The organism is Micromonospora sagamiensis (assembly GCF_014680085.1).
GTDB classification, from domain to species: domain Bacteria; phylum Actinomycetota; class Actinomycetes; order Mycobacteriales; family Micromonosporaceae; genus Micromonospora; species Micromonospora inyonensis.
In genome coordinates this window covers 4,462,245-4,488,772 of the sequence record NZ_AP023438.1, presented here as the reverse complement: position 1 = coordinate 4,488,772, position 26,528 = coordinate 4,462,245, and the positions used below count along the sequence as shown (strand labels likewise).

28 protein-coding genes and 1 pseudogene are annotated in these 26,528 nt (G+C 74.2%); 11 read left to right on the top strand and 18 right to left on the bottom strand.

All coding sequences use genetic code 11. From position 1 onward, the window contains the following. Nucleotides 1-79: 79 nt before the first annotated feature. From rnc to rsmD, 7 genes and pseudogenes are all read right to left on the bottom strand, one after another. Nucleotides 80-829, bottom strand: a pseudogene (rnc, locus tag IGA62_RS19770) (ribonuclease III); the annotation flags it as partial. Next, nucleotides 826-1,791 carry a phosphate acyltransferase PlsX gene (locus IGA62_RS19765; RefSeq protein WP_232625110.1) on the bottom strand — a complete coding sequence of 322 codons (966 nt, stop codon included), beginning with the start codon at nucleotides 1,789-1,791 and terminating at the stop codon, nucleotides 826-828. The pseudogene rnc and the gene IGA62_RS19765, both read right to left, overlap by 4 nt. A 135-nt stretch (nucleotides 1,792-1,926) precedes the next feature. Then, nucleotides 1,927-2,100 carry a 50S ribosomal protein L32 gene (rpmF, locus tag IGA62_RS19760; RefSeq protein WP_091458307.1) on the bottom strand — a complete coding sequence of 58 codons (174 nt, stop codon included), beginning with the start codon at nucleotides 2,098-2,100 and terminating at the stop codon, nucleotides 1,927-1,929. Nucleotides 2,101-2,105: 5 nt separating this feature from the next. Beyond that, a complete protein-coding gene (locus tag IGA62_RS19755) occupies nucleotides 2,106-2,669 on the bottom strand; it encodes a YceD family protein (RefSeq protein WP_145819395.1) in 564 nt (187 codons plus the stop codon). Nucleotides 2,670-2,781: 112 nt separating this feature from the next. Next, complete coding sequence (locus tag IGA62_RS19750) at nucleotides 2,782-3,279, bottom strand: hypothetical protein (protein ID WP_145819396.1); 498 nt, start codon at nucleotides 3,277-3,279, stop codon at nucleotides 2,782-2,784. 145 nt (nucleotides 3,280-3,424) lie between these two features. Continuing rightward, nucleotides 3,425-3,913, bottom strand: a complete 489-nt coding sequence (gene coaD / locus IGA62_RS19745; protein ID WP_145819397.1) for a pantetheine-phosphate adenylyltransferase — start codon at nucleotides 3,911-3,913, stop codon at nucleotides 3,425-3,427. Then, on the bottom strand, nucleotides 3,910-4,473 hold the full coding sequence (rsmD, locus tag IGA62_RS19740) for a 16S rRNA (guanine(966)-N(2))-methyltransferase RsmD (RefSeq protein WP_190289188.1): 564 nt from the start codon (nucleotides 4,471-4,473) through the stop codon (nucleotides 3,910-3,912). Before rsmD ends, coaD begins: the two co-directional genes overlap by 4 nt. Nucleotides 4,474-4,786: 313 nt before the next feature. On the opposite strand from rsmD, the gene IGA62_RS19735 reads away from it, so the two are divergent. Next, entirely contained in the window at nucleotides 4,787-6,043 is a 1,257-nt protein-coding gene (locus tag IGA62_RS19735; RefSeq protein ID WP_145819399.1) for a hypothetical protein, read from the top strand. Nucleotides 6,044-6,125: 82 nt separating this feature from the next. Here the strand turns inward: IGA62_RS19735 and recG are convergent, their stop codons facing one another. Continuing rightward, complete coding sequence (recG, locus tag IGA62_RS19730) at nucleotides 6,126-8,324, bottom strand: ATP-dependent DNA helicase RecG (RefSeq protein ID WP_145819400.1); 2,199 nt, start codon at nucleotides 8,322-8,324, stop codon at nucleotides 6,126-6,128. Then, nucleotides 8,321-9,946: a DAK2 domain-containing protein gene (locus tag IGA62_RS19725; RefSeq protein WP_190289187.1), complete on the bottom strand. Its 1,626-nt coding sequence runs from the start codon at nucleotides 9,944-9,946 to the stop codon at nucleotides 8,321-8,323. Before IGA62_RS19725 ends, recG begins: the two co-directional genes overlap by 4 nt. Nucleotides 9,947-10,159: 213 nt before the next feature. On the opposite strand from IGA62_RS19725, the gene rpmB reads away from it, so the two are divergent. Then, nucleotides 10,160-10,351 carry a 50S ribosomal protein L28 gene (rpmB, locus tag IGA62_RS19720; protein WP_011905179.1) on the top strand — a complete coding sequence of 64 codons (192 nt, stop codon included), beginning with the start codon at nucleotides 10,160-10,162 and terminating at the stop codon, nucleotides 10,349-10,351. A 187-nt stretch (nucleotides 10,352-10,538) separates the two neighbouring features. Further along, complete coding sequence (locus tag IGA62_RS19715; RefSeq protein WP_145819401.1) at nucleotides 10,539-11,792, top strand: ATP-grasp domain-containing protein; 1,254 nt, start codon at nucleotides 10,539-10,541, stop codon at nucleotides 11,790-11,792. A 14-nt stretch (nucleotides 11,793-11,806) separates the two neighbouring features. Here the strand turns inward: IGA62_RS19715 and IGA62_RS19710 are convergent, their stop codons facing one another. Next, nucleotides 11,807-12,274: a GNAT family N-acetyltransferase gene (locus tag IGA62_RS19710; protein ID WP_145819402.1), complete on the bottom strand. Its 468-nt coding sequence runs from the start codon at nucleotides 12,272-12,274 to the stop codon at nucleotides 11,807-11,809. 201 nt (nucleotides 12,275-12,475) lie between these two features. Continuing rightward, on the bottom strand, nucleotides 12,476-13,447 hold the full coding sequence (locus IGA62_RS19705; RefSeq protein ID WP_145822118.1) for a thiamine-phosphate kinase: 972 nt from the start codon (nucleotides 13,445-13,447) through the stop codon (nucleotides 12,476-12,478). Nucleotides 13,448-13,560: 113 nt separating this feature from the next. Here IGA62_RS19705 and IGA62_RS19700 point away from each other — a divergent pair, with 113 nt between their 5' ends. Further along, on the top strand, nucleotides 13,561-13,794 hold the full coding sequence (locus IGA62_RS19700) for an Lrp/AsnC ligand binding domain-containing protein (protein WP_145819403.1): 234 nt from the start codon (nucleotides 13,561-13,563) through the stop codon (nucleotides 13,792-13,794). Next, on the top strand, nucleotides 13,795-14,487 hold the full coding sequence (locus IGA62_RS19695; protein WP_145819404.1) for a DUF3515 family protein: 693 nt from the start codon (nucleotides 13,795-13,797) through the stop codon (nucleotides 14,485-14,487). Nucleotides 14,488-14,599: 112 nt separating this feature from the next. Here the strand turns inward: IGA62_RS19695 and IGA62_RS19690 are convergent, their stop codons facing one another. After that, nucleotides 14,600-15,694 carry a D-alanine--D-alanine ligase family protein gene (locus tag IGA62_RS19690; protein ID WP_145819405.1) on the bottom strand — a complete coding sequence of 365 codons (1,095 nt, stop codon included), beginning with the start codon at nucleotides 15,692-15,694 and terminating at the stop codon, nucleotides 14,600-14,602. Nucleotides 15,695-15,900: 206 nt separating this feature from the next. Between IGA62_RS19690 and IGA62_RS19685 the strand changes: the two genes are divergently transcribed. Further along, nucleotides 15,901-17,157, top strand: a complete 1,257-nt coding sequence (locus tag IGA62_RS19685; protein WP_198501085.1) for an ATP-binding protein — start codon at nucleotides 15,901-15,903, stop codon at nucleotides 17,155-17,157. 102 nt (nucleotides 17,158-17,259) lie between these two features. Here the strand turns inward: IGA62_RS19685 and IGA62_RS19680 are convergent, their stop codons facing one another. Both IGA62_RS19680 and IGA62_RS19675 read right to left on the bottom strand, forming a co-directional pair. Further along, on the bottom strand, nucleotides 17,260-17,478 hold the full coding sequence (locus tag IGA62_RS19680; protein ID WP_145819406.1) for a hypothetical protein: 219 nt from the start codon (nucleotides 17,476-17,478) through the stop codon (nucleotides 17,260-17,262). A 207-nt stretch (nucleotides 17,479-17,685) separates the two neighbouring features. Then, nucleotides 17,686-17,859 (bottom strand): hypothetical protein, encoded by a 174-nt coding sequence (locus tag IGA62_RS19675; RefSeq protein WP_186499995.1) that lies wholly within the window; start codon nucleotides 17,857-17,859, stop codon nucleotides 17,686-17,688. A 231-nt stretch (nucleotides 17,860-18,090) separates the two neighbouring features. Here IGA62_RS19675 and IGA62_RS19670 point away from each other — a divergent pair, with 231 nt between their 5' ends. Both IGA62_RS19670 and IGA62_RS19665 read left to right on the top strand, forming a co-directional pair. Beyond that, on the top strand, nucleotides 18,091-18,936 hold the full coding sequence (locus IGA62_RS19670) for a helix-turn-helix domain-containing protein (RefSeq protein WP_091458285.1): 846 nt from the start codon (nucleotides 18,091-18,093) through the stop codon (nucleotides 18,934-18,936). A gap of 2 nt (nucleotides 18,937-18,938) precedes the next feature. After that, nucleotides 18,939-19,157: a DUF397 domain-containing protein gene (locus tag IGA62_RS19665; protein ID WP_145819407.1), complete on the top strand. Its 219-nt coding sequence runs from the start codon at nucleotides 18,939-18,941 to the stop codon at nucleotides 19,155-19,157. Nucleotides 19,158-19,188: 31 nt separating this feature from the next. Here the strand turns inward: IGA62_RS19665 and IGA62_RS19660 are convergent, their stop codons facing one another. From IGA62_RS19660 to IGA62_RS19645, 4 genes are all read right to left on the bottom strand, one after another. After that, a complete protein-coding gene (locus tag IGA62_RS19660) occupies nucleotides 19,189-19,998 on the bottom strand; it encodes a putative protein N(5)-glutamine methyltransferase (protein WP_145819408.1) in 810 nt (269 codons plus the stop codon). A 162-nt stretch (nucleotides 19,999-20,160) separates the two neighbouring features. Further along, nucleotides 20,161-21,306 carry a cystathionine gamma-lyase gene (locus IGA62_RS19655; protein WP_145819409.1) on the bottom strand — a complete coding sequence of 382 codons (1,146 nt, stop codon included), beginning with the start codon at nucleotides 21,304-21,306 and terminating at the stop codon, nucleotides 20,161-20,163. A 5-nt stretch (nucleotides 21,307-21,311) separates the two neighbouring features. After that, nucleotides 21,312-22,310: an NAD(P)H-dependent glycerol-3-phosphate dehydrogenase gene (locus tag IGA62_RS19650; RefSeq protein ID WP_145822120.1), complete on the bottom strand. Its 999-nt coding sequence runs from the start codon at nucleotides 22,308-22,310 to the stop codon at nucleotides 21,312-21,314. 23 nt (nucleotides 22,311-22,333) lie between these two features. Continuing rightward, nucleotides 22,334-23,089, bottom strand: a complete 756-nt coding sequence (locus IGA62_RS19645) for a lysophospholipid acyltransferase family protein (protein WP_145819410.1) — start codon at nucleotides 23,087-23,089, stop codon at nucleotides 22,334-22,336. A gap of 124 nt (nucleotides 23,090-23,213) precedes the next feature. On the opposite strand from IGA62_RS19645, the gene cofC reads away from it, so the two are divergent. The 3 genes from cofC (at nucleotide 23,214) to IGA62_RS19630 (ending at nucleotide 26,528) form a co-directional block, all read left to right on the top strand. After that, a complete protein-coding gene (gene cofC / locus IGA62_RS19640) occupies nucleotides 23,214-23,855 on the top strand; it encodes a 2-phospho-L-lactate guanylyltransferase (protein WP_145819411.1) in 642 nt (213 codons plus the stop codon). A gap of 24 nt (nucleotides 23,856-23,879) precedes the next feature. Beyond that, nucleotides 23,880-24,077: a cold-shock protein gene (locus IGA62_RS19635; RefSeq protein WP_145819412.1), complete on the top strand. Its 198-nt coding sequence runs from the start codon at nucleotides 23,880-23,882 to the stop codon at nucleotides 24,075-24,077. Nucleotides 24,078-24,350: 273 nt separating this feature from the next. After that, nucleotides 24,351-26,528, top strand: a complete 2,178-nt coding sequence (locus tag IGA62_RS19630) for an RNA degradosome polyphosphate kinase (protein WP_232625108.1) — start codon at nucleotides 24,351-24,353, stop codon at nucleotides 26,526-26,528.

Below are 26,528 nucleotides of genomic sequence, written 5' to 3'. Positions count from 1 at the left end.
CGACGGCACCGTCAGCTGCGGCATCGGTCCGGCCCTCGGCCGGCGCGGCGGCACCGTCGGCGGTCCGGGCACCGTCCGTGCTCCCGGCGGTGGCGGTGCCGGCGGCGGCGTCCGCCTCGGCCTGCTCGGTGAGGGTGCGCCAGGCCGACTCGGCGGCCCGCTGCTCCGCCTCCTTCTTGCTGCGCCCCTCCGCGCCGCCGTACCGGTTGCCGGCGACCACCACCCAGGCGGTGAACGTCTTCAGGTGGTCCGGGCCGGTCCCCTCGATGCGGTACTCCGGCACGCCCAGGCCGAGCGCGGCGGTCAACTCCTGGAGGCTGGTCTTCCAGTCCAGTGCCGCTCCCCGGCCGGCCGACTCGGCCATCAGCGGGTCGAAGAGGCGGTGGATGACCTCCGCCGCGATGTCCAGGCCGTACTGGAGGTAGATCGCGCCGAGCAGCGCCTCCAGGGTGTCCGCGAGGATGCTGGCCTTGTCCCGGCCGCCGGTCGCCTCCTCACCCTTGCCGAGGAGGAGGTACTGACCGAGACCCTCCGGCCCCAGCCCTCGGGCCACGTCGGCCAGCGCGCGCATGTTGACCACGCTGGCCCGCAGCTTCGCCAACTGCCCCTCCGGCAGGTCCGGGTGGTTGTTGAAGAGCGCGGTCGTGATCACCACCCCGAGCACCGAGTCGCCGAGGAACTCCAGCCGCTCGTTGGTGGGCAGGCCACCGTTCTCGTACGCGAACGAGCGGTGCGTCAGCGCGCGTTCCAGCAGCTCCGGATCCAGTGACACCCCGAAGGCCGCCTCCAGATGGCCCACCGGGGCACGGCGGCGCTTGTCGTTGTTCATGGGATCACCTCGGTGTGCGTGGTGCGGTCGGAAGTGTCGGCGGGGCGACCGGCGGCGAGCAGCGCGGCGACCCGGGTCGTGGCGTTGCACCGCCAGAGGTGGGCGGCGAGCGCGATACCGGAGGCGACGTCCTCCCCGGCCGCGGAGCCGTGGCACACGACCACCGTCCCGGCCACGCCGAGCAGGGCCGCGGCCCGGGGCGCGCCACCGCCCTCCGGCGGACCGCCGGCCATCGCGTACGCGCCCTCGACCGCCTTGAGCAGCACGTTACCGGTGAAGCCGTCGGTCACCACCACGTCGGCACGCCCGCCGAGCGCGACGTCGTAGCCCTCGACGAGGCCGACGTACCGGCCGTCACAGGGCAGCGACAGCGCCGCCAGGAGCGGGTCCGCGGCCCGGCGGAGCCGGTCCCCCTTGCCGGGCTCGGTGCCGACCGAGAGGAGGCCGACCCGGGGGCCGGTGATCGTGTGGGCGACCGCGGCGTACGCCGTCCCGAGCACGGCGTGCCGGGCGAGGGTGGTGCTCCGGGGTTCCAGGTTGCCGCCGACGTCGAGCAGCACCACCGGGCCGGCGACCGCCGGCAGGGTGGCGACCAGGGCCGGTCGGCGCACGTCCGGCCAGCGGCCGAGGCCGAGCGCGGCGGCGGTGACGGTGGCGCCGGTCGACCCGGCGGAGACGACCGCGTCCGCGGTGCCCTCGGCCACCGCGGCGACCGCCGCACGGACGGTGGTGGCGGCCCGGGGCGCGCGGGTGGGCTGGTCGGCCATGGTGACGGCGTGCCGGACCTGGCGCACGGTCACCCGGCTGCGCTGCTCCGGAGTGAGCACGCCGACGAGCCCGCCGGCCACCTCGGAGGGGCCGACGAGCAGCAGGTGCAGGTCCGGGTCGGCGCGCAGGGCCCGCAGAGCGCCGTCAACCACGACGGCGGGTGCATGATCCCCGCCGAGGAGGTCGACGGCGATCCGCGCGGTGCCCGGCTCCGCCGGAGCGCCGGCCGGGGCTTCCCGGCCGGCGACGTCGGGAGCCGGTGCACCGGGCGATCGCCAGGACGTGCGCGCCACCCGACCCGAGGTCGGAGGCGTCACCCGGCGTCCAGGTCAGACCTCGAGAACCTGGCGGCCGTTGTACGTGCCACAGACGCCGCAGGCGGCGTGCGGCAGCTTGGCCGACTTGCACTGCGGGCAGGCCACGGTCGCGACCACGGCCGCCTTCCAGTTCGCCCGGCGGGACCGGGTGTTGCTGCGCGACATCTTGCGCTTCGGGACGGCCACGGTTCCTACTCCTCTTTACGGGTCAGTTGCGACAGGCCCGCCCAACGCGGGTCGATCTGCTGGTGACTGTGGTCGGCCGGCAGCTCGTCCCAATGCACCCCGCACTCGGGGCACAGTCCTGGGCAGTCCTCCCGGCAGCGCGGGTTGGTCGGCAGTGTGAGCACCACCGCATCCCGCAGTGCCGGCTCCAGGTCGATCAGATCGCCCTGCATCCGGCCCACCTCGTCCTCCTCGGTCGTGGCGTCCGTGGTGCTGTTCTCGTACGCGTACAGCTCCTGGATCGTCACGGCCATGGAGGTGTTGATCTCCCGGAGGCACCGGCCGCACTCACCCCGCACGGGACCGGAGACGGTCCCCGAGACGAGCACGCCCTCGGACACCGACTCCAACCTCAGGTCGAGGTCGAGGTCCGCGCCCTCCGGCACGCTGATCAACTCCACGCCGAGGTCCGCCGGTGCCGGGGCCACCCGCTTGACCGTACGCAGAGCGCCAGGCCGGCGCGGTAGCTCCCTCGTGTCGAGGACCAGCGGCGACCTGGGGTCGAGGTGCGATGGCGAGTGCTTGGGCATAGTCAGACTCCGGCCGTGGACAGGCCGACACAAGAGGTTACCTGGACCGTCGCCCCACCGTCGAACCGGGGGCGACAGCCAGTCGCACCCCGGCCGGCCGCTGAGGTGCCGCTCAGAAGGTTAGCGGGCGCTCCGAGTCGTCGCCTCCGAAGGTCCCGATCTCCCGCAGCGCGTGCATCTTGTCCCGGCCGCGCTCGATCGAGGCGAGGGCCCGGGTCAGGAACTGTTCGAAGTTGGCCAGCGCGGTGTCGACGTAGTCGTCGACCTCCTCCCGGAGCCGCTGGGCCTCGGCGCGGGCCTCGGCGATGATCCGTGCGCCCTCGTGCTCGGCGGAGACGGTGATCTCGTTGACCGAGACCAGTCGGGCGTGCTCGGCCTCACCCTCGCTGATGATCCGGTCGGCCTCCCGCTTACCGGCATCCATGATCTTGTCCCGCTCCTCCAGGAGCGCCGCGGCCCGGCGCAGGTCGGCGGGGAGCTCGGCGCGCAGCTCGTCGAGTGCGGCGACCATCTCTCCCCGGTCGACCATGCAGTTGTTCCGGGACATCGGGACGGAACGGGCAGTCTCCACCATGGCGATCAGTTCGTCGATGCGGTCGAGCGGGTCCACCGTGTACCTCACTCCTGTCGTCGTCGGCCGACCTCCATGATGCGGTCCACGGCCGGGTTCCTGCTGCACCCATCATGCGGGGTGGGGGCGAGAGCCGGTCCATCCCGCCCGCCCGGCGCGTCGCCGCGCCGCCCGCACCGGGGCGTCAGCCCCGCCGCTGGACGGTCAGCCGGGCCCGCAGCTGTTCCCGGACCAGGTCGGGCACGTGCGGCGACACGTCGCCGCCCCACTTGGCGACGTCCTTGACCAGGCTGGAAGAGAGGAACGAGTAGAGCGGGTTGGTCGGCATGAAGAGCGTCTCCACCCCGGCCAGGCCGATGTTCATCTGGGCCATCTGGAGTTCGTAGTCGAAGTCGCTGACCGCTCGGAGCCCCTTGACCAGGACGCTCGCCTGCTGCTCCCGACAGAAGTCGACCAGCAGGCCCTGGAAGGACTCGACCCGGACGTTGTCGTAGGAGGCGGTCACCTCGCGGAGCATGGCGAGCCGCTCGTCGACGGTGAACAGGCCGCTCTTGGACTGGTTGATCAGCACGCCGACGATCACCTCGTCGAACAGCCGGCTGGCCCGACCGATGATGTCGAGGTGTCCGTTGGTGACCGGGTCGAACGAGCCGGGACAGACCGCACGTCTCATGATCGGCGACCGTACCAAAGAGTGGTCTCGCCGTAGCGCCGGCTGCGCTCGGCCGTGACACCCTCCACCCACTCGACGGGCCCGGACCGGGTCGCCCGCTCGACGACCACCAGGGCGTCGGGGGCCAGCCAGCCGCCGTCGACCAGGGCCGTCAGCACCGCGGTGACCTCCCGGTCGGCCACGGCGTACGGCGGGTCGGCGAAGACCAGGTCGTACGGGCCGCCCTCGGGGCCGGCGGCGAGCACGGTGGACACCTTCCCGGTCACCAGCCGGGCGGTCGGGGCGGCCCGGAGCAGGGCGATGTTCTCCCGGACCACCCGGGCGGCACGCGGGTCGGACTCGACCAGCAGCACGTGCGACGCGCCCCGGGAGACCGCCTCCAGCCCGACCGCGCCGGAGCCGGCGTAGAGGTCGGCCACCCGGGCCCCGGTCAGGTCCAGGCTCGCCTCGACCGCCCTGAACAGCGCCTCGCGCACCCGGTCGGAGGTGGGTCGGGTGCCGGCGCCGGGCGGCGCGGCGATCCGCCGTCCGCCGAGCGTCCCGGCCACGATCCGGGTCACCGTCGCTCCCTCTCCATGGCCCAGACGCTACGCGATCAACCGAAGGCGACGGCGACACGGCACGTAGGCGCGGACCGCCACCCGGGTGACCGCCCGGATATCAATGATCTCGCATTCATAACATCATCGGCGGCGGTGGGGGTGGGCTGCGCCGGGCAGGGCGGTATCGCTAGGGTCCTCCCGGTGTCGGCGGTTTATCCCGCCGACCGACGGTGTCGGGGAGGCCCGTCACGCCGACGCGCCGACGACCGGCAGCGACCGTCACCGCCGCCCCGTGCCGTACCCATGACGTTCCCTGACTCCGGGAGTACGTGTGATCCGTCCCAAGCTGTCGCTGCGGCGGCCGTTCTCCGTGGCCGCCGCCGGACTGGCCGGTCTCGCCACGGCGTTCGCGGTCGTCACGCCGGCGACCGCCACCCCCACCCCCACGCCGTCCGCCTCGGCGACCGGCTCCTCGGCGCCCTCCTGCGTGAGCGCCGAGGACGCCCGCTACACCCACACCTTCGACGGGCCGAAGGGCGAGGCCAGCATCGCCCTGACCAACGGCCCGCTCTGCGCGGGCGAGGAGCAGGAGTTCGCGCTCGTCTCGTACATCGCCCCGTCGGCGACGTTCGCCGTGCCGCAGTACGCCTTCGACACCTCGGTGAAGAAGCTCACCGGCGTGGCCGACGGCGAGGTCGGCGCGGTGACCCGGCTGGAGTTCGCGGTCGAGGTGCCGGCCTGTTTCACCCAGGTCGACTTCGTCTTCGGCAGCAAGATCATCGACCCGATCACCGAGAAGGGCGACCGCTACGGCGACCGCAAGGTCGGCAGTTCCACCGGCATCGGCGCCCGCTCCAAGGGCGACCGGGCCTTCTTCGGGAACCGCAGCGACGACGCCTGGTACAACGGCGGCGCGGGCACCTGCGTGCAGGCGCCGGCCGTCGAGGCCAAGTCGGACTGCGACGGCGGCGTCGAGCTGGTCCTGACCAACCGGGGCAACGTGCCGGCGACCTTCACCCTGCGCGGCAGCGGAAGCTTCGAGGAGAAGGTGACCGTGGCCGCCGGCGGGAACGTGACGAAGAAGCTCACCGCCGAGCAGGGCAAGGAGATCACCGCCGAGGCCCGGGGCATGCAGACCTGGAAGGGCGCCTGGGAGAAGCCGGCCGACTGCCAGGAGCCGGAGGTCGGCGAGCCGGAGACCTCCTACGACAGCACCTGCGAGGAGTTGACCCTCCAGGTCGCCAACCCGGAGAACGGGATTAGCCTCACCTCCACCTTCACCCCGAGCGTCGGCGAGCCGAAGACGGTCACCTTCGCCCCGGGCACCACCAAGAAGATCACCTTCCCGGCCGCCGAGGGGCTGACCGTGGTCGTCACCGGCGACCTGGCCTCGGAGAAGCCGATCACCTGGACCGCCCCGAAGGGCGGCTGCGGTGACGGCGGCACGGGCGGCGGTGACCAGGAGGGCGGCCTGCCGGTGACCGGCGCGGCGGCCGGCGGCATCGCGGCCGGTGCGGCGGCCCTGCTCGCGCTCGGCGCGGTGCTCTTCGTCGTCGCCCGGCGTCGGCGGATCCGCTTCACCGCCTGAGTCGACCCGACCTGAGCGTCGGTGCGGGGGCGCCGTCGACCTGCCCGGTCGACGGCGCCCCCTCGGTCCTCCTGGTGGAGCCTCAGCCCTTCTCCAGGTACTCCGCCCGCTCCTCGTCGACCAGGGCGGCGACCGAGGCGGCCAGGGCGGGGTGGCGGGCCAGCTCCGGATCCTCCTCGACCAGGGTGATCGCCTCGGCGCGGGCGTCGCGGATCAGGTCGGCGTCGCGCAACAGGGAGAGCAGCCGCAGGTGCGAGCGGCGGCCGGACTGGGTCGCGCCGAGCACGTCGCCCTCCCGGCGCTGTTCGAGGTCGAGTTCGGCGAGCTTGAAGCCGTCGGTGGTGGAGGCGACGGCGTCCAGCCGCTCCCGCGCCGGGGTGCCCTCGGTCGCCTCGGTCACCAGCAGGCAGAGCCCGGCCGCCGAGCCCCGGCCGACCCGGCCGCGCAGCTGGTGGAGCTGGGACACGCCGAACCGGTCCGCGTCCAGCACGATCATGACGGTGGCGTTGGGGACGTTCACGCCGACCTCGATGACCGTGGTGGCGACCAGCACGTCGAGATTGCCGTCGGCGAAGGAGCGCATCACCGCGTCCTTCTCGTCGGCGGGCAGCTTCCCGTGCAGCACACCGATCCGCAGCCCGTGCAACGGCCCCTCGGCGAGCAGCGGGGCCACCTCGGTCACCGCCAGCGGTGGCCGTCGCCCGGTGTCGTCGTCCTTCGGGGGCTCCTCCTCCGCGCTCGACCCCTCGCCGATCCGGGGGCAGACCACGTACGCCTGGTGGCCGGCGGCGACCTCCTCGCGCAGCCGCCGCCAGGCCCGGTCCAGGTAGGCCGGCTTCTCGGCGGCCGGCACCACGTGCGAGGCGATCGGCGAGCGGCCCTGCGGCAGCTGGGCGAGGGTGGAGACCTCCAGATCGCCGTAGACGGTCATGGCGACCGTGCGCGGGATCGGGGTGGCGGTCATCACCAGTACGTGCGGCGGCTGGTCGGCCTTGGCGCGCAGGGCGTCGCGCTGCTCCACCCCGAAGCGGTGCTGCTCGTCCACCACGACCAGCCCCAGGTCGGCGAAGTCGACACCTTCGTAGAGCAACGCGTGGGTGCCGAGCACGATGCCGGCGCGTCCCTCGGCCACCTCGGCCAGCGCCCGCCGCCGGGCCGCCGCGCCCAGCGAGCCGGTGACCAGCTCGACCCGGGTGGCGTGCTCGGCGGCACCCAGCTCGCCGGCCTGCGCGAGCGGGCCGAGCAGTTCCTGGATGCCCCGGTGGTGCTGGGCGGCGAGCACCTCGGTCGGGGCGAGCAGCGCCGCCTGGCCACCGGCGTCGACCACCTGGAGCATGGCCCGCAACGCGACCAGGGTCTTGCCCGAGCCGACCTCCCCCTGCAACAGCCGGTGCATCGGATGCGCGGTGGCGAGGTCGGCGGCGATCTCCCGGCCGACGTCGCGCTGACCGCCGGTCAGCTCGTACGGCAGGCGGGCGTCGAAGGCGGCGAGCAGCCCGTCCGGTCTCGGCGGCCGGGGCCGGGCCGGCCAGTCGGCGGCCCGGTGCTTGCGCTGCACCAGCGTCACCTGGACGGCGAACGCCTCGTCCCACTTCAGCCGTCGCCGGGCCCGGTAGAGGGCCTCCTTGGTGGACGGTCGGTGGATCTCCCGCAGGGCCACGTCCAGGCCGACCAGGTTGCGGGTGGCCCGGACCGTCGCCGGCAGCGGGTCCTCCGGCGGGGTGAAGGTGTCCAGCACCGTGCGGACGCACTTGGCGATCACCCAGGTGGGCACCGCCGCGGCGGCCGGGTAGACCGGGATCAGCGCCCCGGCGAACTCCTCGACCTCCTCGTTGGCCGCCGCCTCACCCTCGCCCCCCTCGCCGAGCAGGACGTACTCCGGGCCGTTGAGCTGCCGCCGGCCCCGGAACTCGGTGACCTTGCCGGCGAACAGCCCCCACCGGCCGGGCCGCAGTTCCCGTTCCCGCCAGGCCTGGTTGCCGAAGAAGGTGAGGGTCAGCAGGCCGCCGGAGCCGTCCCCGACGGTCACCTCCAGCAGGTTGCCCCGGCGCTGCCGCATCGGCCGTACCGCCGTCTTCTGCACCTGCGCCAGCACGGTCACCTGCTCGCCGACGTCCAGCGAGCGGATGTCGGTGTGCTCGCCGCGCTCGTCGTACCGGCGGGGGAAGTGGTAGACCAGGTCACCGGCGGTGTGCAGGTCGAGATGGCCGGCGAGGGCCTTCGCGGTCTTCTCCCCGACCAGCTTCTTCAGCGGCGTGTCCGCCGTGGACGACTCGGTCACTCGACCCCCACCAGGAGCGGATAGTGCGGCTGGCCCCCGGCGTACGCCTGGACCTCCACGAACGGCCAGCGCCGGGCGACGTGCGCGCGGACCGCGTCGACCAGCCCGGCCGGCGCGTCCGCTCCGGCGAGCAGGGTGACCAGTTCCCCGCCGCCGCCGAGCATCCGGTCCAGCAGGGCGGTGCAGGTGTCGAGCAGGTCCGCGCCGATCAGGTGCACCTCCCCCTCGACCAGGGCGAGCACGTCACCCGCGCGGCAGGGGCCGGCGACGGTGAGCGCCTCCCGGCGGGCGTGGCAGACCTCGGCGTACCGGCAGGCCCCGGCGGCCTCGGCCATCGCGATCACGTCGTCCTCGAAGGAGCGTTTCGCGTCGCGGACGGCGAGGGCGGCGAGCGCCTGCACCGGGGAGCGGGTCGGCACCACGCTCACCTTCACCCCGAACGGGTGCGCCTGGCGGACCACCTCGCCCGCCACCGACGCGGTGGCCGGGTCGTTCGGCAGGACCACCACCCGGGCCGCGCCGGTGGCCCGGACCGCGTCGAGCAGTTCCCCGATCGAGGGGTTGGCGGGGACCACGGTCGCTCCCTCGCGGGAGAAGATCTCCGTGATGCCGGCGCCGGGAGCGACCACCACGGCCGCCCGGGCCGCGCCGTCCGGGGCGGGCGGCGGGGCCGGTGCCGGCTGGTCGGCGAAGCGGGTGACCGAGATCCGGTACGGCCGCCCGGCCGCCACCCCGGCCTCGATCGCCGCGCCGACGTCGTTGACGTGGACGTGGACGTTCCAGGTGCCGGGCTGCCCCGGCGGCGGGTCGTCACCGACCACCACCAGCGAGTCGCCGAGCGCGTCGAGGGCGCTACGCATCCGGGCCACCGCCGCCGGCTCGGCGTCGAGCAGGAACTGCACCTCGTAGGCGTACGCGTCGGAGCCGGTCTCCCGGGCGGCGGTGGCCGGCGGACGGACCGGACGGGACTCCGGCGCCGGACGAGCCTGCGGTTCCCCGGTGACCACCTCGACCAGGGCGTCCAGCAGGAGGCAGAGGCCACGGCCACCGGCGTCCACCACCCCGGCGCGGGCCAGCGCCGGCAGTTGCTCCGGGGTGCGCGCCAGTGCCCGGGTCGCCGCGTCGGCCGCCGCCCGGGCCACCGCCTGGAGATCGTCGCTGGCCGTGCCCGACGCCCCGCCCGCCGCGGCGGCCACCACGCTGAGCAGCGTCCCCTCGACGGGGTGGGCGACCGCGGCCCGGGCGGCGGCGGACGCGACCCGCAGGGTCTCGGCCAGGGCCCCGCCCCGGATCACCGGGACGGGGGCGAGGGCGTCGGCCAGACCGCGCAGGATCTGCGAGAGGATCACCCCGGAGTTGCCCCGGGCACCGAGCAACGCCCCGCGCGCCATCAGCCGTAACGCGTGGCCGTGCGCGGTGGTCCCGCCCTCCGGTGAGGTGTCGAGGTCCAGCCCCAGCGCCTGCTGGGCGGAGGTGAGGGTGAGCACCAGGTTGGTGCCGGTGTCGCCGTCGGGAACCGGGTAGACGTTGAGGTCGTCGATCTCGCCCTGGTGGCGTCGCAGCGCCGCGAGCCCGGTGGCACACCAGCGGCGCACCGCTACCGCGTCCAGGGTCTCCAGCACGGCCGAAAGCCTACTGGCGGACACCGACAGCCGCCGGACATCATCGTCGCCGAGCCGGTGCGCGCCGGGGTCCGCCAACCGGTTCCGGCCCGTCGCGGCGGTCCGGTCGGGAGCCGGTTGGCTGGTGTGCGGGGGCATCGGGTAACCTGACCAGGTTGCCCGGGCAGCACCTGCCGGCGACCCTCGTGAACGAACAAATCCCAGGAGTATCCCGTGGCTAGCGTGTGCGACGTCTGTGGCAAGGGGCCGGGCTTCGGCCACAACGTGTCCCACTCGCACCGGCGGACCAACCGCCGCTGGAACCCGAACATCCAGTCGGTGCGTACCCCGGCCGGTGGCGGCAACACCAAGAAGCTCAAGGTCTGCACCTCGTGCATCAAGGCCGGCAAGGTCACCCGCGCCTGACGCGGTAACACCGCGCCCCACCGTCGTCACTGCCGGCGGACCCCTGTGGTCCGCCGGCACTGTCGTGTAGGGTCACGGCCCCGGCCGTGCCCGGTCTCCGCGCTCCCACGGGATCGCGGCCAGCGCCCTCCCGCCCCGCGCGGGACCGACTCCCCCGCGTACCGAACCACTTTCGGAGGGCCGCCCCGTGGCGCTGAGCCTCGCCCGAGACGAGATGATCATCGTCGGGGTGCCACCCGGTCTGCTCGGCGTGCTGGACGAGCTGCTCCCCGCCGGCAGTGTGGTGATCGTCGAGGATCCCGAGCTGATCCGTCGCCGTGACCTGCACGAGGCGCTGGCCGGGTTGCCGTTCGTCTCCCGGGTGGTGCCGGCGGCGTACCAGCCGGACGGGCTCGACGTCGACGCGCTCCTGGCGGCCGAGCCGACACTCGCCGCCGCCCGGCTGGTCATGCCCGGTGTGGAGTACGCGGTCACCGCCGCCGCGCGGTTGGCCGAACGGCTCGACCTGCCCGGTGCCGGGGAGGCCGCCGCCCAGACCTTCACCGACAAGCACCGGCTGCGGCGGCTCGCCGCCGGCCACGGCCTGCCCAACCCGGCGTACGCGCTGGTCCGCACGCCGGGCGAGGCGGAGGCGTTCGCCCGGCGGGTGGGCGGGCGGTGTGTGCTCAAGCCGACCCGACGCGCCGGCAGCCTCGGGGTGCAACTCCTCGACGGCCCGGACGCCGTCGCCCCCGCCTGGGCGGCCACGGTCGACCCGCCCGGCTCCCCCGACGAGGCCGCCGTGCCCACGGAGGTGCTGGTCGAGGCGGCCCTGACCGGTTCCGAGCACAGCGTCGAACTGCTCGTGGCCGAGGGCGAGGTGCTCTTCGGCAACGTCACCGACAAACGGGTGCTGCCCGGCCGGTACCCGGTCGAGATCGGGCACACCGTCCCGTCCGCACTACCCGGGACGCACCGCCGCGCCCTGCTCGACGTGGCCGGCCGCCTGGCCCGGGCCGCCGGCTTCCGCACCGGCGTGCTGCACAGTGAGTGGATCCTCGCCGACGGGGTGCCGACCCTGGTGGAGTGCGCCGCCCGTCTCCCCGGCGACCTGATCGCCGCGCTGATCACGGTCGCCTACGAGGCGTCGTTCGTCGAGGCGTACCTGCGGGTGCTCCGCGGGGAACGCCCGGTGCTGCCGGCCGGGGCGGGCGGGGCGGCGGCGGTGGAGTTCCTGCTCGCCCCGGCGGGCACCGTCACCGCGATCGAGGGCGTCCGCCCGGCCGGCCGGGTGCCCGGCGTACTCGACCTGCGCCTCGACGTGGGCATCGGCGACCGGGTGGCCGAGGTGGTCTCCTCCCGGCAGCGCAGCGGTCACGTGCTGGCCTGGGGTGCCGACCCGGCCGAGGCGGGGAACGCCGCGGGGCGGGCGGCCGGGCTGGTCCGCTTCACGGTGACCTGAGCCCGGTCGGGGCGTCAGAGGGTGCGGCCGAAGGAGACGCAGCCCGGCGCGTCCCGGTAGTAGCCGAAGTTGGGGATCCGCTCGTAGCCGGCCGCCTCGTACATGGCGATCGCCTCGGGCTGCCGGTCCCCGCACTCCAGGACGATCCGCTTGCGGCCCCGCTCCCGCGCCGAGCGCTCCACCGCCGCCAGCACCGTCCGGGCCACTCCCCGGCCCCGGGCCGCCGGGGCGGTGTACATCCGCTTCACCTCCGCCGCCTCACCGGTGTCGCCGTGGCTGCGCCAGCCCCCACAGCCGACCGGCTCCCCGTCGAGGTACGCCACCAGGAACGTGCCGTCCGGCGGTTCGAACTCGGTGGCGTCGACGGGGGTCTCGTCGCCGCTGCCGCCGTACCGGGTGCCCAGGTCGGCCAGGGCAGCCCGCACCAACCGCTGCGCCACCTCGGAGTCGAAACGCAGCACGCGGATCTCGATGTCGCTCACCCCCGAAGGTTACGACCGGCATCGGCCCAGACCGGGGCCGACCGGCCCCGACCTGTCGTACGTCACTGCCCGGCCGGGTCGACCCGGCGGACCGCCACGGGTGGGGTGGACCGGGGTTGTGTGGTTGCAGGGGGCCCTTGCTCTACAAAATCCGGTAGCAGGGGGCCCCTGCAGGCACCCGGAGGGGCCGGCGGCACGGAATCAGCGGAAGTGGTCCCAGCCGGCCGGGCCGCCCCAGGGTTCGCCGTCGACGGTCACCCCGCTCCCCTCGGCCACCCGGCCGATCACCCGCCACGGCGGCGGGAGCACCACCGCCGGGGGGAAGGTCGCGGCCAGGGCGTGGTCGTCGCCGCCACCGAGGATCCAGGTGTACGGATCGACGCCGAGCGCCTGGGCGGCGTCGGCCATCTGCCGGGGCACCTCGAAGGCGTCACGCCGGACGTCGACGGCGACCCCGCTGGCCCGGGCCACGTGCCCGAGGTCGGCCAGCAGCCCGTCCGAGACGTCGATCATGGCGGTGGCGCCGAGGCGGGCGGCGTACGGCCCGGCCGGGTACGGCACCTCCGGTCGCCGGTACGCCTCGACCAGCAGCTTCGGCGTCCGGAACCCCCGGGACAGCACGGTGTACCCGGCCGCCGCGTACCCGATCCGCCCGGCCAGGGCGACCACGTCGCCGGGGCGGGCACCGGAGCGCAGCACCGGGGGACGGCCCCCGAGGTCGCCGAGGGCGGTCACCGCGACGGTCAGTGTCGGGCTCGCGGACATGTCGCCGCCGACCACGCCCGCCCCGACCCGACCGGCCTCGGCGGCCAACCCGTCGGCGAGCCCCTCCGCCCAGGCCACATCGAGCCCTGGCGGCAGGCAGAGGGCGACCAGCAGGGCGGTCGGGGTGGCGCCCATGGCCGCGATGTCGGCGAGGTTCGCCGCCGCCGCCCGGTGCCCGACGTCCACCGCGCTGGACCAGTCCCGCCGGAAGTGCCGCCCCTCCACCAGCACGTCGGTGGAGGCGACCACCCGGCGGTCCGGGGCCGCCACCAGTGCCGCGTCGTCGCCCGGGCCGAGCAGGCAGGCCGACCCGTACGACAGCCGGGCGGTCACCCGGTCGATCAGCCCGAACTCTCCGCTGCCCACGACGCTCCTGTCGTTTCCGGCGTCACCGTTGCTGCGCTCCACGCCGCTGTGCTCGCTCACCGCTTCTCCTTGACCACCGATCGGGGTCGGACCTGGTGGGTAGGGTAGTTTCACTCCTCGGGCCGCCCCTGGTGGCGACGGACGGAGGTCGAGTCGTGGTACAGGCGTACATCCTCATCCAGACGGAGGTCGGCCGGGCACGTGACGTGGCCGGTGTGATCGCCGAGCTTGCCGGTGTCGTACGGGTCGACGCCGTCACCGGGCCGTACGACGTGGTGGTGCTCACCGAGGCGAACAACGTCGATGAACTCGGCAAACTGATTGTCAGCAAGGTGCAGATGGTGCCCGGCATCACCCGCACCCTGACCTGTTCGGTGGTGCGACTGTAAGTGGACGACGAGAAGACTCCCCCCACCGGCCCCGGGAAGACCACCGCGGACACCGGCGCGACGCCGGACCGCGCGACGCCGACCGGCGCGGAGCCCGCCGCCCCGGCGAAGCGGCGCGGCGGCTGGGACCGGACCACCCGGAACGCGGCCCTGGTCGCCGCGCTGGTCGCCCTGCCGGTCACCGTGGCGGTGGCCGGATTCACCTTCAACTCGCTCTCGTCGGACGAGCCGGCCGCCACGCCGAGCCCGAGCGAGAGCGTGCAGGCACTCGGGCCGAAGGCCACCACCCCGGTGCAGATGGCCGCCGAGCCGCTGGCCGAACGCCCCGCCACGGTCTGCCGGGCGTTGCTGGCGAAGCTACCGTCGACCGTCCGGGAGTTGCCCCAGCGACCGGTCACCGCCGGCCCCGAACAGAACGCGGCGTACGGCGACCCGGCGCTCACCGTGTCCTGTGGCGTTCCCGAGCCGGCCATCCCCGCGACCGACACGGTCTGGGTCGTCGAGCAGGTCTGCTGGCACGCCAGCGAGCAGAGCGACGTCACCGTGCTCACCACCGTCGACCGGGAGGCCGCGGTCCGGGTCACCGTGCCGAAGCGGTACGAGCAGCCGTTGCAGTGGGTGAGCCCGATCTCGGAGGCGATCGTCGCCTCCATCCTCACCGCCGGCCCCGTCCCGTCCGGTTGCCGGGGCTGAGGTCCCGCCGCCGGGGCTCCCGGTCCGGGGCCATCCCCGCAGGATCGGGTCCGCCCCGGCCCGGGGCCGCCCCAGCGGGATCGTCCGCCCCGGCCCGGTCGCCGGAAGGCGCTCAGCCGCGCCGCAGGGCGGTACGGATCAGCCGGTTCACCAGCTTCGGGTACTCCAGTCCGGAGGCGGCCCACATCCGGGGGAACATCGACGACGGGGTGAAGCCCGGCATCGTGTTCACCTCGTTGAGGTAGACGTCCAGTTCCGGGGTGACGAAGAAGTCGACCCGGGCCAGGCCGGCGCAGTCCAGGGCGGTGAAGGCGCGGGTGGCGTACTCGCGCACCCGTCGGGTGACGTGCTCGGGCAGCCCGGCCGGGATGTCGTACTCGCAGGCGGAGTCGGCGTCGATGTACTTCGCCTCGAAGTCGTAGAAGTCGTGGTCGCCGACGACCCGTACCTCGGCCAGGACGGACGCCTCGGGCGCGCCACCGGCCTCCCCCTCCAGCACGCCGCACTCGATCTCCCGGCCGACGACGGCCGCCTCGACCAGCACCTTCGAGTCGATCTGGCGGGCTACGGCGATGGCCGCGTCGAGCTGGGACCAGTCGGTGACCTTGCTGATGCCGAAGGACGAGCCGGCCCGGGAAGGCTTGACGAACACGGGCAGGCCGAGGCGCTGCTTCTCCTCCTCGGTCAGGGTCGCGCCGCTGCGCAGCACCGCGTACGGGCCGACCGGGATGCCCTCGACGGCGCAGAGCTTCTTGGTGAACTCCTTGTCCATCGCGGCGGCGGACGCGAAGACGTTCGCCCCGACGTACGGGATGCCGGCCATCTCCAGCAGCCCCTGGATGGTGCCGTCCTCCCCGTACGCGCCGTGCAGAACCGGGAAGACCACGTCCACCCCGGCCAGCGCCCGGGGCCCATCGGTCGGGTCGAGCACCATCAGGCCGCCGCTGGTCGGGTCGGCGCGGAGCACCACCTCCGCCCCGGTGGCCGAGGTGATCTCCGGGAGCCGACGGTCGGTGATCGCCAGACGGGACGGATCACCGTCGGCCAGCACCCACTGCCCGGCGCGGGTGATCCCGACCGGCACCACCTCGAACTCGTCCGGGTCCAGCGCGCCGAGCACACTGCCCGCGCTCACGCAGGAGATGCCGTGTTCGGGGCTACGGCCGCCGAAGACGATGGCGACGCGGGTCTTGCCTGGGGTGGTCACTGGCTTCATCTCCGGTTCGGCGACTGCGGTGGCCCGCGAGCCCGCTGGCGGCGCTCGCCTGGTCGACCCTACTGTGCGTGGCGACGCGCCGGTGCCGATACCCGGACCCGCCGCCATCCTCTCCGCAACCGGTCAACCCGTCCGCTACGGTGCGTGGTGCCGCATCGAGGACGCACGGGTCGATCGGCGGGCACTACCCTGCCCTGGTGACCAGTGCCGACTCCTTGATCGCCAGTCTCACCGCCGCCGTGGACGCCCGTCCGGACGACCTGCCGCTGCGCCTGCACCTGGCCGGCCTGCTGCTCGACGCCGGGCGCACCGGGGAGGGGATCGCCCACCTCGGACAGGCACTGACCCGCGACCCGGGCAACACCGGCGCCCAGGCGCTGATGCAGCGGGCGCTGGGCACGCCCCCGGGCGCAGGCACCGCCCCGGGCGGAGGCGCCACCCCTGGTCCGGCCGCGGCTCCGGACTCCCCCGGCGATCCTCTCGCCGCGTACGAGCGGGAGCTGGCGGACGTCGTACCGCCCCGGTTCGTCCGGTCGGGAGACGAGCCCGAGCCGGTGACCGGCGACGCGGACCGGGTCTACGACGTGGAGGCCTCGACGGTGCGGCTGGCCGACGTCGGCGGCATGGAGGCGGTCAAGGAACGGCTGGAGCTGGCCTTCCTCGGCCCGCTGCGCAATCCGGAGCTGCGCCGGATGTACGGCAAGAGCCTGCGCGGCGGCCTCATGCTCTACGGCCCACCCGGCTGCGGCAAGACGTTCCTGGCCCGCGCGGTCGCCGGCGAGATGGGGGCGAAGTTCCTGTCCCTGTCCATCGTGGACGTGCTGGACATGTGGATGGGCAACTCGGAGCGGAACCTGCACGAGCTGTTCCAGGCGGCCCGGCGCAACGCCCCCTGCGTGCTCTTCCTCGACGAGGTCGACGCCCTCGGGCACAAGCGCTCCAAGGTCACCTCCAGTTCGATGCGGACGGTCGGCAACCAGCTGCTGGCCGAGTTGGACGGCATGGAGGGCGACAACGAGGGCGTCTTCGTGCTGGCCGCCACGAACACGCCGTGGGACGTGGACCCGGCGCTGCGCCGGCCGGGGCGGCTGGACCGGATGGTGCTGGTGCTGCCGCCGGACCCGGAGGCCCGCCGCGCGATCCTGGAGTACCACCTGCGGGACCGGCCGATCGCCGGGATCGACCTGCGCAAGGTGGTGGCCGCGACCGAGGACTTCTCCGGTGCGGACCTGGCCCACCTGTGCGAGACCGCCGCCGAGTTCGCGATGGCCGACTCGGTACGCCGGGGCGAGGTGCGGATGATCGGGCAGGGCGACCTCGACCGGGCGCTGAGGGAGGTCCGGCCCTCGACGCGTCCGTGGCTGGCGACCGCTCGCAACGTCGCCATGTTCGCCAACGAGGGTGGCGTCTACGACGACCTGGTCGCCTACCTCAAGCGGCGCCGACTGCTCTGAGCCGGGCGTTCCGACGGCGGGTGCTCCGACGGCCGGGGGCTCCTGCGGCCGGGGGCTCCTGCGGCCGGGCGTTCCGACGGCCGGGATGCACCGTGGGACGGGTCAGCAGCTGCCGTAACGGCGTCCCACGGCGATCACCTTGACCCGCTGCCGGCCGGCGCGGACCATACCGAGCGCCATGAAGGCGGCGGCGATCCGGTCGGCGGCGGCCCGGCTGCTCGCGCTGACCACCTGGCGTCGCCGCTCCGGCATGGTCCGCTCGTTGCGGACCACGCCGTCGAGCGGGCGGACGTCGGTGAGCACGACCAGGAACCGGGTCACCGGGGATCACCGCCGCCGGTTCCCGTCATGCTCGGCGACACCCGGGGCAGCGTCGGCCCCCCGATGCCGAACGGCGCGTGCCGCGCCACGCCACCCCACGCGTGACGCGGCACGCCGTACCGGACGGTCGCTCCCGTCGTCCGGCACTTCCCGGTGCGTCGCGCACTCCCCTGCCCGGGCCGGCAGTGGGGTCGCGGACGCCCGGCGTCAGGACGCACGGCGCACCTGCTCGGGCTCGGCAGTGGTGGCCGCGAGGCCGCCGGAGGAGTCCCGGCAGACGTAGGCGAGGTCGGTGTGGATCCACGTGCCCTCGTTGTCCCGCAGCACCGGGCGTGCGCACCAGCGGCAACGCGACACCCGAGGCCAGCAACCGGTGGTCATCGGCGATCCCCTTCCGGTGCGCCCTGGTGGGAGACACGTGGTGGTCGGGTGGGGGAGTGGGAACCCGACCACCACGCGTCTCATTTCCCCTCCGTCACTCACCACCACCGTCGCCACGACCACCGGCGGTGAGGACTCGGTGACAGCCTGACACCTCGAACAGCGTGAATGCAACTCTCATCCCCCCTCTCTCATGCACGTATTCCCATGGATCTGTGCGACGATCGGGGCATGGCACCGAAGACCGCCCGGGCCCGTCGGCTCGGCATCGCGCTGCGCAGCCACCGGGAAGCGGCCGGCCTGACCCTCGAGGCCGCCGCGGACGAGATCAACAGCACCCGCAGCACCCTGTCCCGCTACGAGAACGCCCAGACGCTGGTCAGCCCGGCCACCGTCCGGGCGCTGCTCACGCTCTACGGTGTCGGCGCGGAGGACGTCGACGCCGCCGTCGCGCTGGCCAAGGACGCCCGCAAACCCGGCTGGTGGGTGTCCTACTCGTACGTCCTCGACAAACGGACCATCGACTTCATCGCCCTGGAGGCCGAGGCGAGCGCCATCGCCAACTTCGAGCCGTCCGTGGTGCCGGGCCTGCTCCAGACCGCCGACTACATCCGGGCGGTGATGCGGGGCGGCCCGCACACGCTCACCGACGAGGGGGTCGAGCAGCGGGTCAAGGCCCGGCTTGACCGGCAGCAGCGGCTGACCGGGCCGGAGCCGCCCATCTTCGACGCGATCATCGACGAGGGGGCCCTGCTCCGCCCGGTCGGCGACCAGGCGGTGATGGCGGCGCAGCTCGACCACCTGCTCAAGATGATCGAGCTGCCCAACATCACCGTCCAGGTCATCCCGCTGACGGCCGGTTACCACCGGGGCACCCGGGGCTCCCTGCACATCCTGGAGTTCCCCGACCCGGAGGACCCGATCATCGCCTCGGTGGAGACGGTGGCCGGTCAGATGGTCCTCGACCGCCCGGGTGAGTTGCGCACCTGCACCAAGATCATGGAACACCTGCGAAGCGTCGCGCTCAGCCCGGCGGACAGCCGCGACCAACTCGTTCGACTTCTGAAGGGACGGTAGACATGACACCGACGGCCCATCCGGCGCTGGCCACGGCCCGGTGGCGCAAGAGCAGCCACAGTGGAGACGAAGGTGCCTGCGTGGAGGTGGCGGTCGTCCGCGACCCCACCGACACGGTCGCGGTCCGCGACTCCAAGGACCCGCACGGGCCCGTGCTCCGCTTCCCCCCGACCGCCTGGGCCGCCTTCGCCGGCGCCCCGCCCGCCCCGCCGGCAGGCTGACCCCGGTGGTTGCAGGGGCACCCTCCGGTGCCTAGGCGGTAGGAAGGGGCCCCTGCAACCACCCCAGGCGCGCGGTGACCGCGACCGCGTCGAGTTCCGCCGAACGGGTGACCGTGGGCACCAGGCCACCGCGGGCCAGCTCCGCGCAGAGCGCGTCGACCTGACTCTCGCCGACCTCCACCACCAGATTCCCGCCCGGGGCGAGCCACCGCACCGCCTCCCCGGCCAGCCGGCGCAGCACGGCGAGCCCGTCCGATCCGCCGTCCAGCGCCACGGTCGGCTCGTGCAGGCGGGCCTCGGGCGGCATCAACTCCACCGCCTCCGTCGGCACGTACGGCGCGTTGGCCACGACCAGGTCCAACCGGCCCCGCCAGTGGGCCGGCAGCGGGTCGAACAGGTCGCCCTCGTACACCGGCACGCCCAGCCCGGCCAGGTTGCGCCGGGCGCAGGCGACGGCGGCCGGGTCGACGTCGGCGGCGGCCTGCCAACGGGGCCGCAGCCGCCGTGCCAGCAGCAGCGAGACGGCCCCGGAGCCGCAGCAGAGTTCCACCACCGCCGGGTCCGGCCCGGCCACCGCCTCGGCGGCGGTGGCCAGCAACGCGGTACGTCGCCGCGGCACGAACACCCCCGGGCCGACGGCCACCCGCAACCCACCGAACTCGGCCCAGCCGAGCAGGTGTTCCAGGGGATCGCCGGCCACCCGGCGGTCGGCGAGCGCCGCCAGCGCGGCGGGTGAGTCGGCGGCGGCGATGAGCAGGTCCGCCTCGTCCTCGGCGAAGACGCAGCCAGCGGCGCGGAGCCGACGGACGAGGGCGGAACGGTCGGAAGTGGACGGTGCCATGGTGGGACCTCTCGAAGACGCTCGTCGGCGCTCCCGGTGGTCACCTATCGTGGCGACGGCACCGGGAAGGTGCGCCGGTCCTGCTGCTGTCGGGGGATCGGACTCACCTCCTCGCGGTCGGGGCCCGCTCGGGCCGCAGACACGGTAACCCATCCGCGGCCGTTACGGGCGCGCGGCGTCCAGGGCTGCGGTCAGGTCGGTCACCAGGTCGGCGGTGTCCTCCACGCCGCAGGAGAGCCGGACGAAGCCCGGCGCGGTGTCGTCGCCCCACTGGGCCCGCCGGTCGGCGGTGGTGTGCAGCCCACCGAACGAGGTGGCGGCGGCGACCAGCCGCGACGCCGCCACGAACCGGGCGACCCGCTCGGCGTCGCCGAGGTCGAACGAGACGATCCCCGGCAGCCGGCGCATCTGGACCGACGCCACCGGGTGGGCCGGGTCGTCGGGCAGCCCCGGCCAGCGCACCCCGGTCACGTCGGGACGGTCGGCGAGCAGTCGGGCCACCGCCTGAGCGTTCGCCGACTGCCGGGCCAGCCGCAGGTCCAGGGTGGCCAGCGAGCGGTGCGCCAGCCAGGCGTCGAACGCGCCGGGCACCGCGCCGGTGGTGGTGCGCCAGGCGGTCACCGTCGCCAGCAGCTCGGCCGACCGGCTGGCGACGTAGCCGAGCAGCAGGTCGGAGTGGCCGGTCAGGGCCTTGGTGCCGGAGGCGACCACCAGGTCCGCGCCGAGGTCCAGCGGGCGCTGCCCGAGCGGGGTGGCGGTGGTGTTGTCCACCGCGAGCAGCGCCCCGGCGGCGTGCGCCCGCTCCGCCAGCGCGGCGATGTCGCAGACGTCCAGGCCGGGGTTGGCCGGGGTCTCCAGCAGCACCAGGCGTACGCCGTCCAGCGCCGGGTACGGTCCGGCGGTCGGCGCGAACCGCACCGTGACCCCGATCCCGGCGAGGGTGTCGGTGGCGAAGGACCGGACCGGGAAGTACCCGTCGGCGGGGAGCAGCACGGTGTCCCCGGGACGCAGCACGGCCAGCAGCAGCCCGGTGATCGCGGCCTGGCCGCTGGCGAAGACCCGGCAGTCGCCCCTCTCCAGTTCCCCGATCGCCGCTTCGAGCAGCCGGCGGGTCGGGTTGTCCGGGCGGCCGTAGCCGTTCGGGCTGGCCGCCGGCCCCTGCCACGGGTCGAGGTGGTACGGCGCGGCGAAGACCGGACCGGGCAGGAACGGCTGCCCGGGGGCGGGTTCGGGCAGTCCGGCGTGCACGCAGCGGGTCCCGTCCGCCCAGTCGACCGGCAGGGCGCTTCCCGGCTCCCCCGCGTCCATCCGTCCTACTCCGGCTTCGTGGTGCGGCTCATCAGCGCCCGGACCGCCAGACGCGGGTCGACGCCCTCGTGGCAGACCCGTTCGACCTGCTCGGTGATGGGCATCTCCACCCTGTGCGCACGGGCCAGGTCGCGGATCGCCAGGCAGCTCTTGACCCCCTCGGCGGTCTGCCGGGTGGCCACCTGCGCCTGCTCCAGGGTCTCCCCCCGGCCCAGGTGCTCGCCGAACGTACGGTTGCGCGACAACGGCGACGAGCAGGTGCCGACCAGGTCGCCCATGCCGGCCAGGCCGGCGAAGGTCAGCGGGTCCGCGCCGAGCGCCACGCCCAGCCGGGCGGTCTCGGCCAGCCCCCGGGTGATCAGCATGGCGCGGGTGTTGTCCCCGAAGCCCATCGCGGTGGCGATGCCGTACGCCAGGGCGATCACGTTCTTGACCGCCCCACCCAGCTCGCAGCCGATCACGTCGTCGTTGGTGTACGGCCGGAAGTACGGCGTGGTGACCGCCCGCTGTACCAGGGTGGCCCGCCCGACGTCGGTGCAGGCGACCACCGTGGCGGCCGGCTGCCCGGCGGCGATCTCGGGGGCCAGGTTGGGGCCGGAGACCACCACCACCCGGTCCGCCGCCACCTTGGCGGTCTCCACGATCACCTCGCTCATCCGCTTGGTGGTGCCCAGCTCGATCCCCTTCATCAGGGAGACCAGGGTGGCGTCCGGCTCCAGGTGGCTGGTCCACTCGGCAAGGTTGCCCCGCAGCGTCTGCGACGGCACCGCCAGTACCACCACCTCGGCCCCGGAGATCGCCTCGACGGCGTCGCCGGTGGCCGTCACCCGGTGCGGCAGGCGCAGGTCGGGCAGGTACTCCGGGTTGCGCCCCCGGAACCGGATCGCCTCGGCGACCGGTGGCCGCCGCGCCCAGATCGCCACCTCCCGGCCCGCGTCGGCGAGGATCTTGGCGAACGCCGTGCCCCAGGACCCGGCCCCGAGCACCGCCACGTGCCCGCTCATCGCCGCCGGATCCCTTCTCGCGGTCATGCGCCACCCCCCGGTTCCTCGATGCCGTCCCGGCTCGCTTCGAGCGCGCCCGGACGTCCCGGGCGTTGCCAGAGCGGCGGTGGTGTGCCGCCCCGGATCCCGGCGAGCAGGTCGCGGATCCGGAGCATGATCTCGTCGGTCATCTCCTCCAGGGTCGCCTTGGTCGGTGGCGCGTCCGCCCAGCGGCCCAGGTCGACCGGCGGGCCGGCGGTCACGGTGACCGGGATCCTCGGACGTAGGCTCACCCGGTTGCGCCGGGAGTCGATGATCTTCTCCGGGCCCCACATCGCGAGCGGGACCACCGGCGCTCCGGTGGCCAGGGCGAGCCGGGCCGCCCCGGTCTTCCCGCGCATCGGCCACAGGTCGGGCTCCCGGGTGAGCGTGCCCTCCGGATAGATGACCACCGCGCCGCCCTCGTCCAGCGCGGCGACCAGGGCGTCGAGGGAGCGGGCCGCGTCGACGGTGCCCCGTTCGACCGGGATCTGGCGGCAGCGGTACAGGATCGACCCCACCAGCGGAACCCGGAAGACGCTGGCCTTGCCGAGGTAGCGCGGCCACCGGCCGGCGTCGTAGACGAAGTGCGCGGAGACCAGCGGGTCGGCGTGCGAGAGGTGGTTGGGGACGATGATCACCCCACCGTCGCGCGGGATGTGCTCCATGCCGATCCAGGTGCGCCGCGTCCAGACGGTCATCACGGGCTTGACCAGCACCACGGCGAACCACTGCCAGAATCCCAGCCTGCGCCGTGCCACGCTGCCTCCTCGTCCCACCGCCCCGCGACCGCGTCCACCGGTGACGCCCGCAGCGAAATCATGCCTGCTTCCAGCGGTCGGGGCCAGCGAGGGTGCCGCGCCCCGGCTGGGGCAGGATGAGCCAGTGAGCGAGCCGAGCTGGACCGTGGTGGTACCGGTGAAGCGCCTTGACGTGGCGAAGAGCAGACTACGCGGTGCACTGCCGGGCGTACCGCACGAGTCCCTGGCCCTCGCCCTCGCCCTCGACACGGTCCGCGCGGTGCTCGCCTGCGACGCGGTGGCCGCCCTGCTGGTGGTGACCGACGACCCCCGGGTCGCCCCGGCGGTCCGCTCGGCGGGCGCGCGGGTGCTGCCCGACGTCCCGGACGCCGGGCTCAACGCCGCGCTGCGGCACGGCGCGGAGACCGCCGGCGGTCCGGTGGCCGGGCTCACCGCCGACCTGCCCGCGCTGCTCCCGGCCGACCTGGGCGCGGCGCTGCGGGCCGCCGCCGGCACCCCGGGGGTACGCCACTTCGTCGCCGACGCCCCGGGGGACGGCACGGTGCTGCTCGCCGCACCGGCCGGCGTACCGCTGGACCCGCGCTTCGGGGCCGGTTCGGCCGCCGCGCACGCGGCCAGCGGGGCGCTCCCCCTGGCTGGCGGCTGGCCGACCCTGCGCCGGGACGTGGACACCCCGGCCGACCTGGCGGAGGCCGCCCGGCTCGGGCTGGGCCCGCACACCGCCGCGCTGGCCGCGCCCCGCTGCCCGGCCGCCGCCCCCGGCTGACCCGGGCGGGTGTACGGTGCGGGCATGCAGGGCACGGTGGCCACCTTCGACGGCGCGACACGCACCGGGACGCTGCTCCTCGACGACGGCACCGAGCTGTCCTTCCCGGCCCCCGCCTTCGACGCCTCCGGGCTGCGCCTGCTCCGCCTCGGCCAACGGGTCCGCGTCGACCGGGACACCGCCGGGGCGATCGTGAGGGTGACCTTGCCGACCATGGACTGACCTGGGCTGCGCAAGTTCATTTCGCGTTCACCCTCGTCGGGTCATGATGGCGGGGTGAGCACCCCTCCGCGCCGCCGACCGGTCCGCCCACGCCGCACCCCCGAGCCGTCCGGCCCGGTGGGCACCGACCCGGCCGACACCACCGCCACGGGTTCCGACGTGCCCGCCGGTGCCACCCCCGGCACCGAGGCCGGGACCACCGCCAGCGACGTCGACGGCCGGGTCGACGACGGACAGCCGGGACCGGGTGCCGGCGGCGCGGCGTCCGCCGGGCTGGAGGAGGTCGTCGACCCCGAGCAGGTCCCTGCGGCCGACGCCGGGCACGGTCCCGCGGCCGACGCCGGGCCGGACGGTCCCGACCCCACCGGTGGCGGACCGGCGCGGGAGCCGCTGCCCGAGGACCGCTTCCTCAACCGCGAACTCTCCTGGCTCGACTTCAACGCCCGGGTGCTCACCCTGGCCGAGGACCCCCGCACCCCGCTGCTGGAACGGGCCAAGTTCCTGGCCATCTTCGCCAGCAACCTCGACGAGTTCTACATGGTCCGGGTGGCCGGGTTGAAGCGACGCCTCCAGGCCGGCCTGCCGGTCCGTGGCGGCGACCGGATGCCGCTGCGCACCCAGCTCGACCTGGTCGCGGGGAAGACCGCCGGACTGGTCGGCCGGCACGCCACCTGCTTCGTCGACGACGTCCAGCCGAAGCTGGCCGCCGAGGACATCCACCTGCTGAACTGGTCCGACCTCGGTGACCCCGAGCGGGAACGGCTGCGCACCTACTTCCGCGAGCAGATCTTCCCGGTGCTGACCCCGCTGGCCGTCGACCCGGCGCACCCGTTCCCGTACATCTCCGGGCGGTCGCTCAACCTCGCGGTGACGGTCCGCGACCCGCACGGCGGGGCCGAGCTGTTCGCCCGGGTCAAGGTGCCGAACAACGTCCCGCGGTTCGTCCGGGTCTGCCGGGACCTGCCCGGGGTCCGGTTCCTGCCGGTCGAGGAGCTGATCTCGGTGCACCTGGGGCAGCTCTTCTCCGGCATGCAGGTGGTCGAGTGCCACCCCTTCCGGGTCACCCGCAACGCCGAGCTGGAGGTCGACGAGGACCGCGACGAGGACCTCCTCCAGGCGCTGGAGCGGGAGCTGGCCCGCCGCCGTTTCGGCCCGCCGGTGCGCCTGGAGGTCGCCGCCTCCATCTCCGACCACATGCTGGAGCTGCTCGTCCGGGAACTGGACATGGACGCCACCGACGTGCTGCGGGTCCGCGGCCTGCTGGACCTCTCGGCGCTCTGGCAGCTCTACGGCGAGGCGGACCGCCCCGACCTGAAGGACCCGCCGTTCGTCCCGGCCACCCACCCCAGGCTCACCGAGGGGGAGGTGCCGCGCAGCGTCTTCGCGACCCTGCGGGACGGGGACGTGCTGGTGCACCACCCGTACCACTCGTTCGCGACCAGCGTGCAGCGCTTCGTCGAGCAGGCCGCCGCCGACCCGAACGTGCTGGCCATCAAGCAGACCCTCTACCGCACCAGCGGCGACTCCCCCATCGTCGACGCGCTGGTCGACGCCGCCGCGGCCGGCAAGCAGGTGGTGGTGCTGGTCGAGCTGAAGGCCCGCTTCGACGAGGTGGCGAACATCGGCTGGGCGCGCACCCTGGAGCGGGCCGGCTGCCACGTGGTCTACGGCCTGGTGGGGCTGAAGACGCACTGCAAGACGTCCCTGGTGGTACGCCAGGAGGGCAACCAGATCCGCCGCTACTGCCACATCGGCACCGGCAACTACCACCCGAAGACCGCCCGGCTGTACGAGGACTTCGGGGTGCTCACCGCCGACCCGGAGATCGGCGCGGACCTGACCGACCTGTTCAACGTGCTCACCGGTTACAGCCGGCAGACCACCTACCGGCGGCTGCTGGTCGCCCCGCAGGGCATCCGGCGGGGCCTGATCGAGCGGATCGAACGGGAGATCGCGCACACCCGGCTCGGCGCGCCCGGACTGGTGCAGATCAAGGTGAACTCCCTGGTCGACGAGGAGGTGACCGACGCGCTCTACCGGGCATCCCGGGCCGGGGTGCACGTGGACCTGATCATCCGGGGCATGTGCACGCTGCGTCCGGGCGTACCGGGGCTGTCGGAGAACATCCGGGTCCGGTCGATCCTCGGCCGGTTCCTGGAGCACTCCCGGATCTTCCGGTTCGGCAACGACGGCGCGGCGGAGTTCTGGATGGGCTCGGCCGACCTGATGCACCGCAACCTGGACCGCCGGGTGGAGGCGCTGGTCCAGGTGAGCGACCCGGTCGCCCGCGCCGAACTGGACCACGTGCTGACCGCCGCGATGAGCCCCGAGGTGGACGCCTTCGAACTGGCCGCCGACGGCACCTGGAGCCGGCGGGAGAGCAGCCCGGACGCGCCGTCGCAGCACCTCCAGGAGCTGCTGCTGCGCCGGGTCGGTGGCACCGCCGGTTGA

Coding starts and splice junctions, on each gene's coding strand:
- IGA62_RS19755 (WP_145819395.1), bottom strand. CDS start 2,669: ATGCCCAAGCACTCGCCATCGCACCTCGACCCCAGGTCGCCGCTGGTC.
- coaD (WP_145819397.1), bottom strand. CDS start 3,913: ATGAGACGTGCGGTCTGTCCCGGCTCGTTCGACCCGGTCACCAACGGA.
- IGA62_RS19675 (WP_186499995.1), bottom strand. CDS start 17,859: ATGACCACCGGTTGCTGGCCTCGGGTGTCGCGTTGCCGCTGGTGCGCA.
- IGA62_RS19670 (WP_091458285.1), top strand. CDS start 18,091: ATGGCACCGAAGACCGCCCGGGCCCGTCGGCTCGGCATCGCGCTGCGC.
- IGA62_RS19665 (WP_145819407.1), top strand. CDS start 18,939: ATGACACCGACGGCCCATCCGGCGCTGGCCACGGCCCGGTGGCGCAAG.
- IGA62_RS19660 (WP_145819408.1), bottom strand. CDS start 19,998: ATGGCACCGTCCACTTCCGACCGTTCCGCCCTCGTCCGTCGGCTCCGC.
- IGA62_RS19655 (WP_145819409.1), bottom strand. CDS start 21,306: ATGGACGCGGGGGAGCCGGGAAGCGCCCTGCCGGTCGACTGGGCGGAC.
- IGA62_RS19650 (WP_145822120.1), bottom strand. CDS start 22,310: ATGAGCGGGCACGTGGCGGTGCTCGGGGCCGGGTCCTGGGGCACGGCG.
- IGA62_RS19635 (WP_145819412.1), top strand. CDS start 23,880: ATGCAGGGCACGGTGGCCACCTTCGACGGCGCGACACGCACCGGGACG.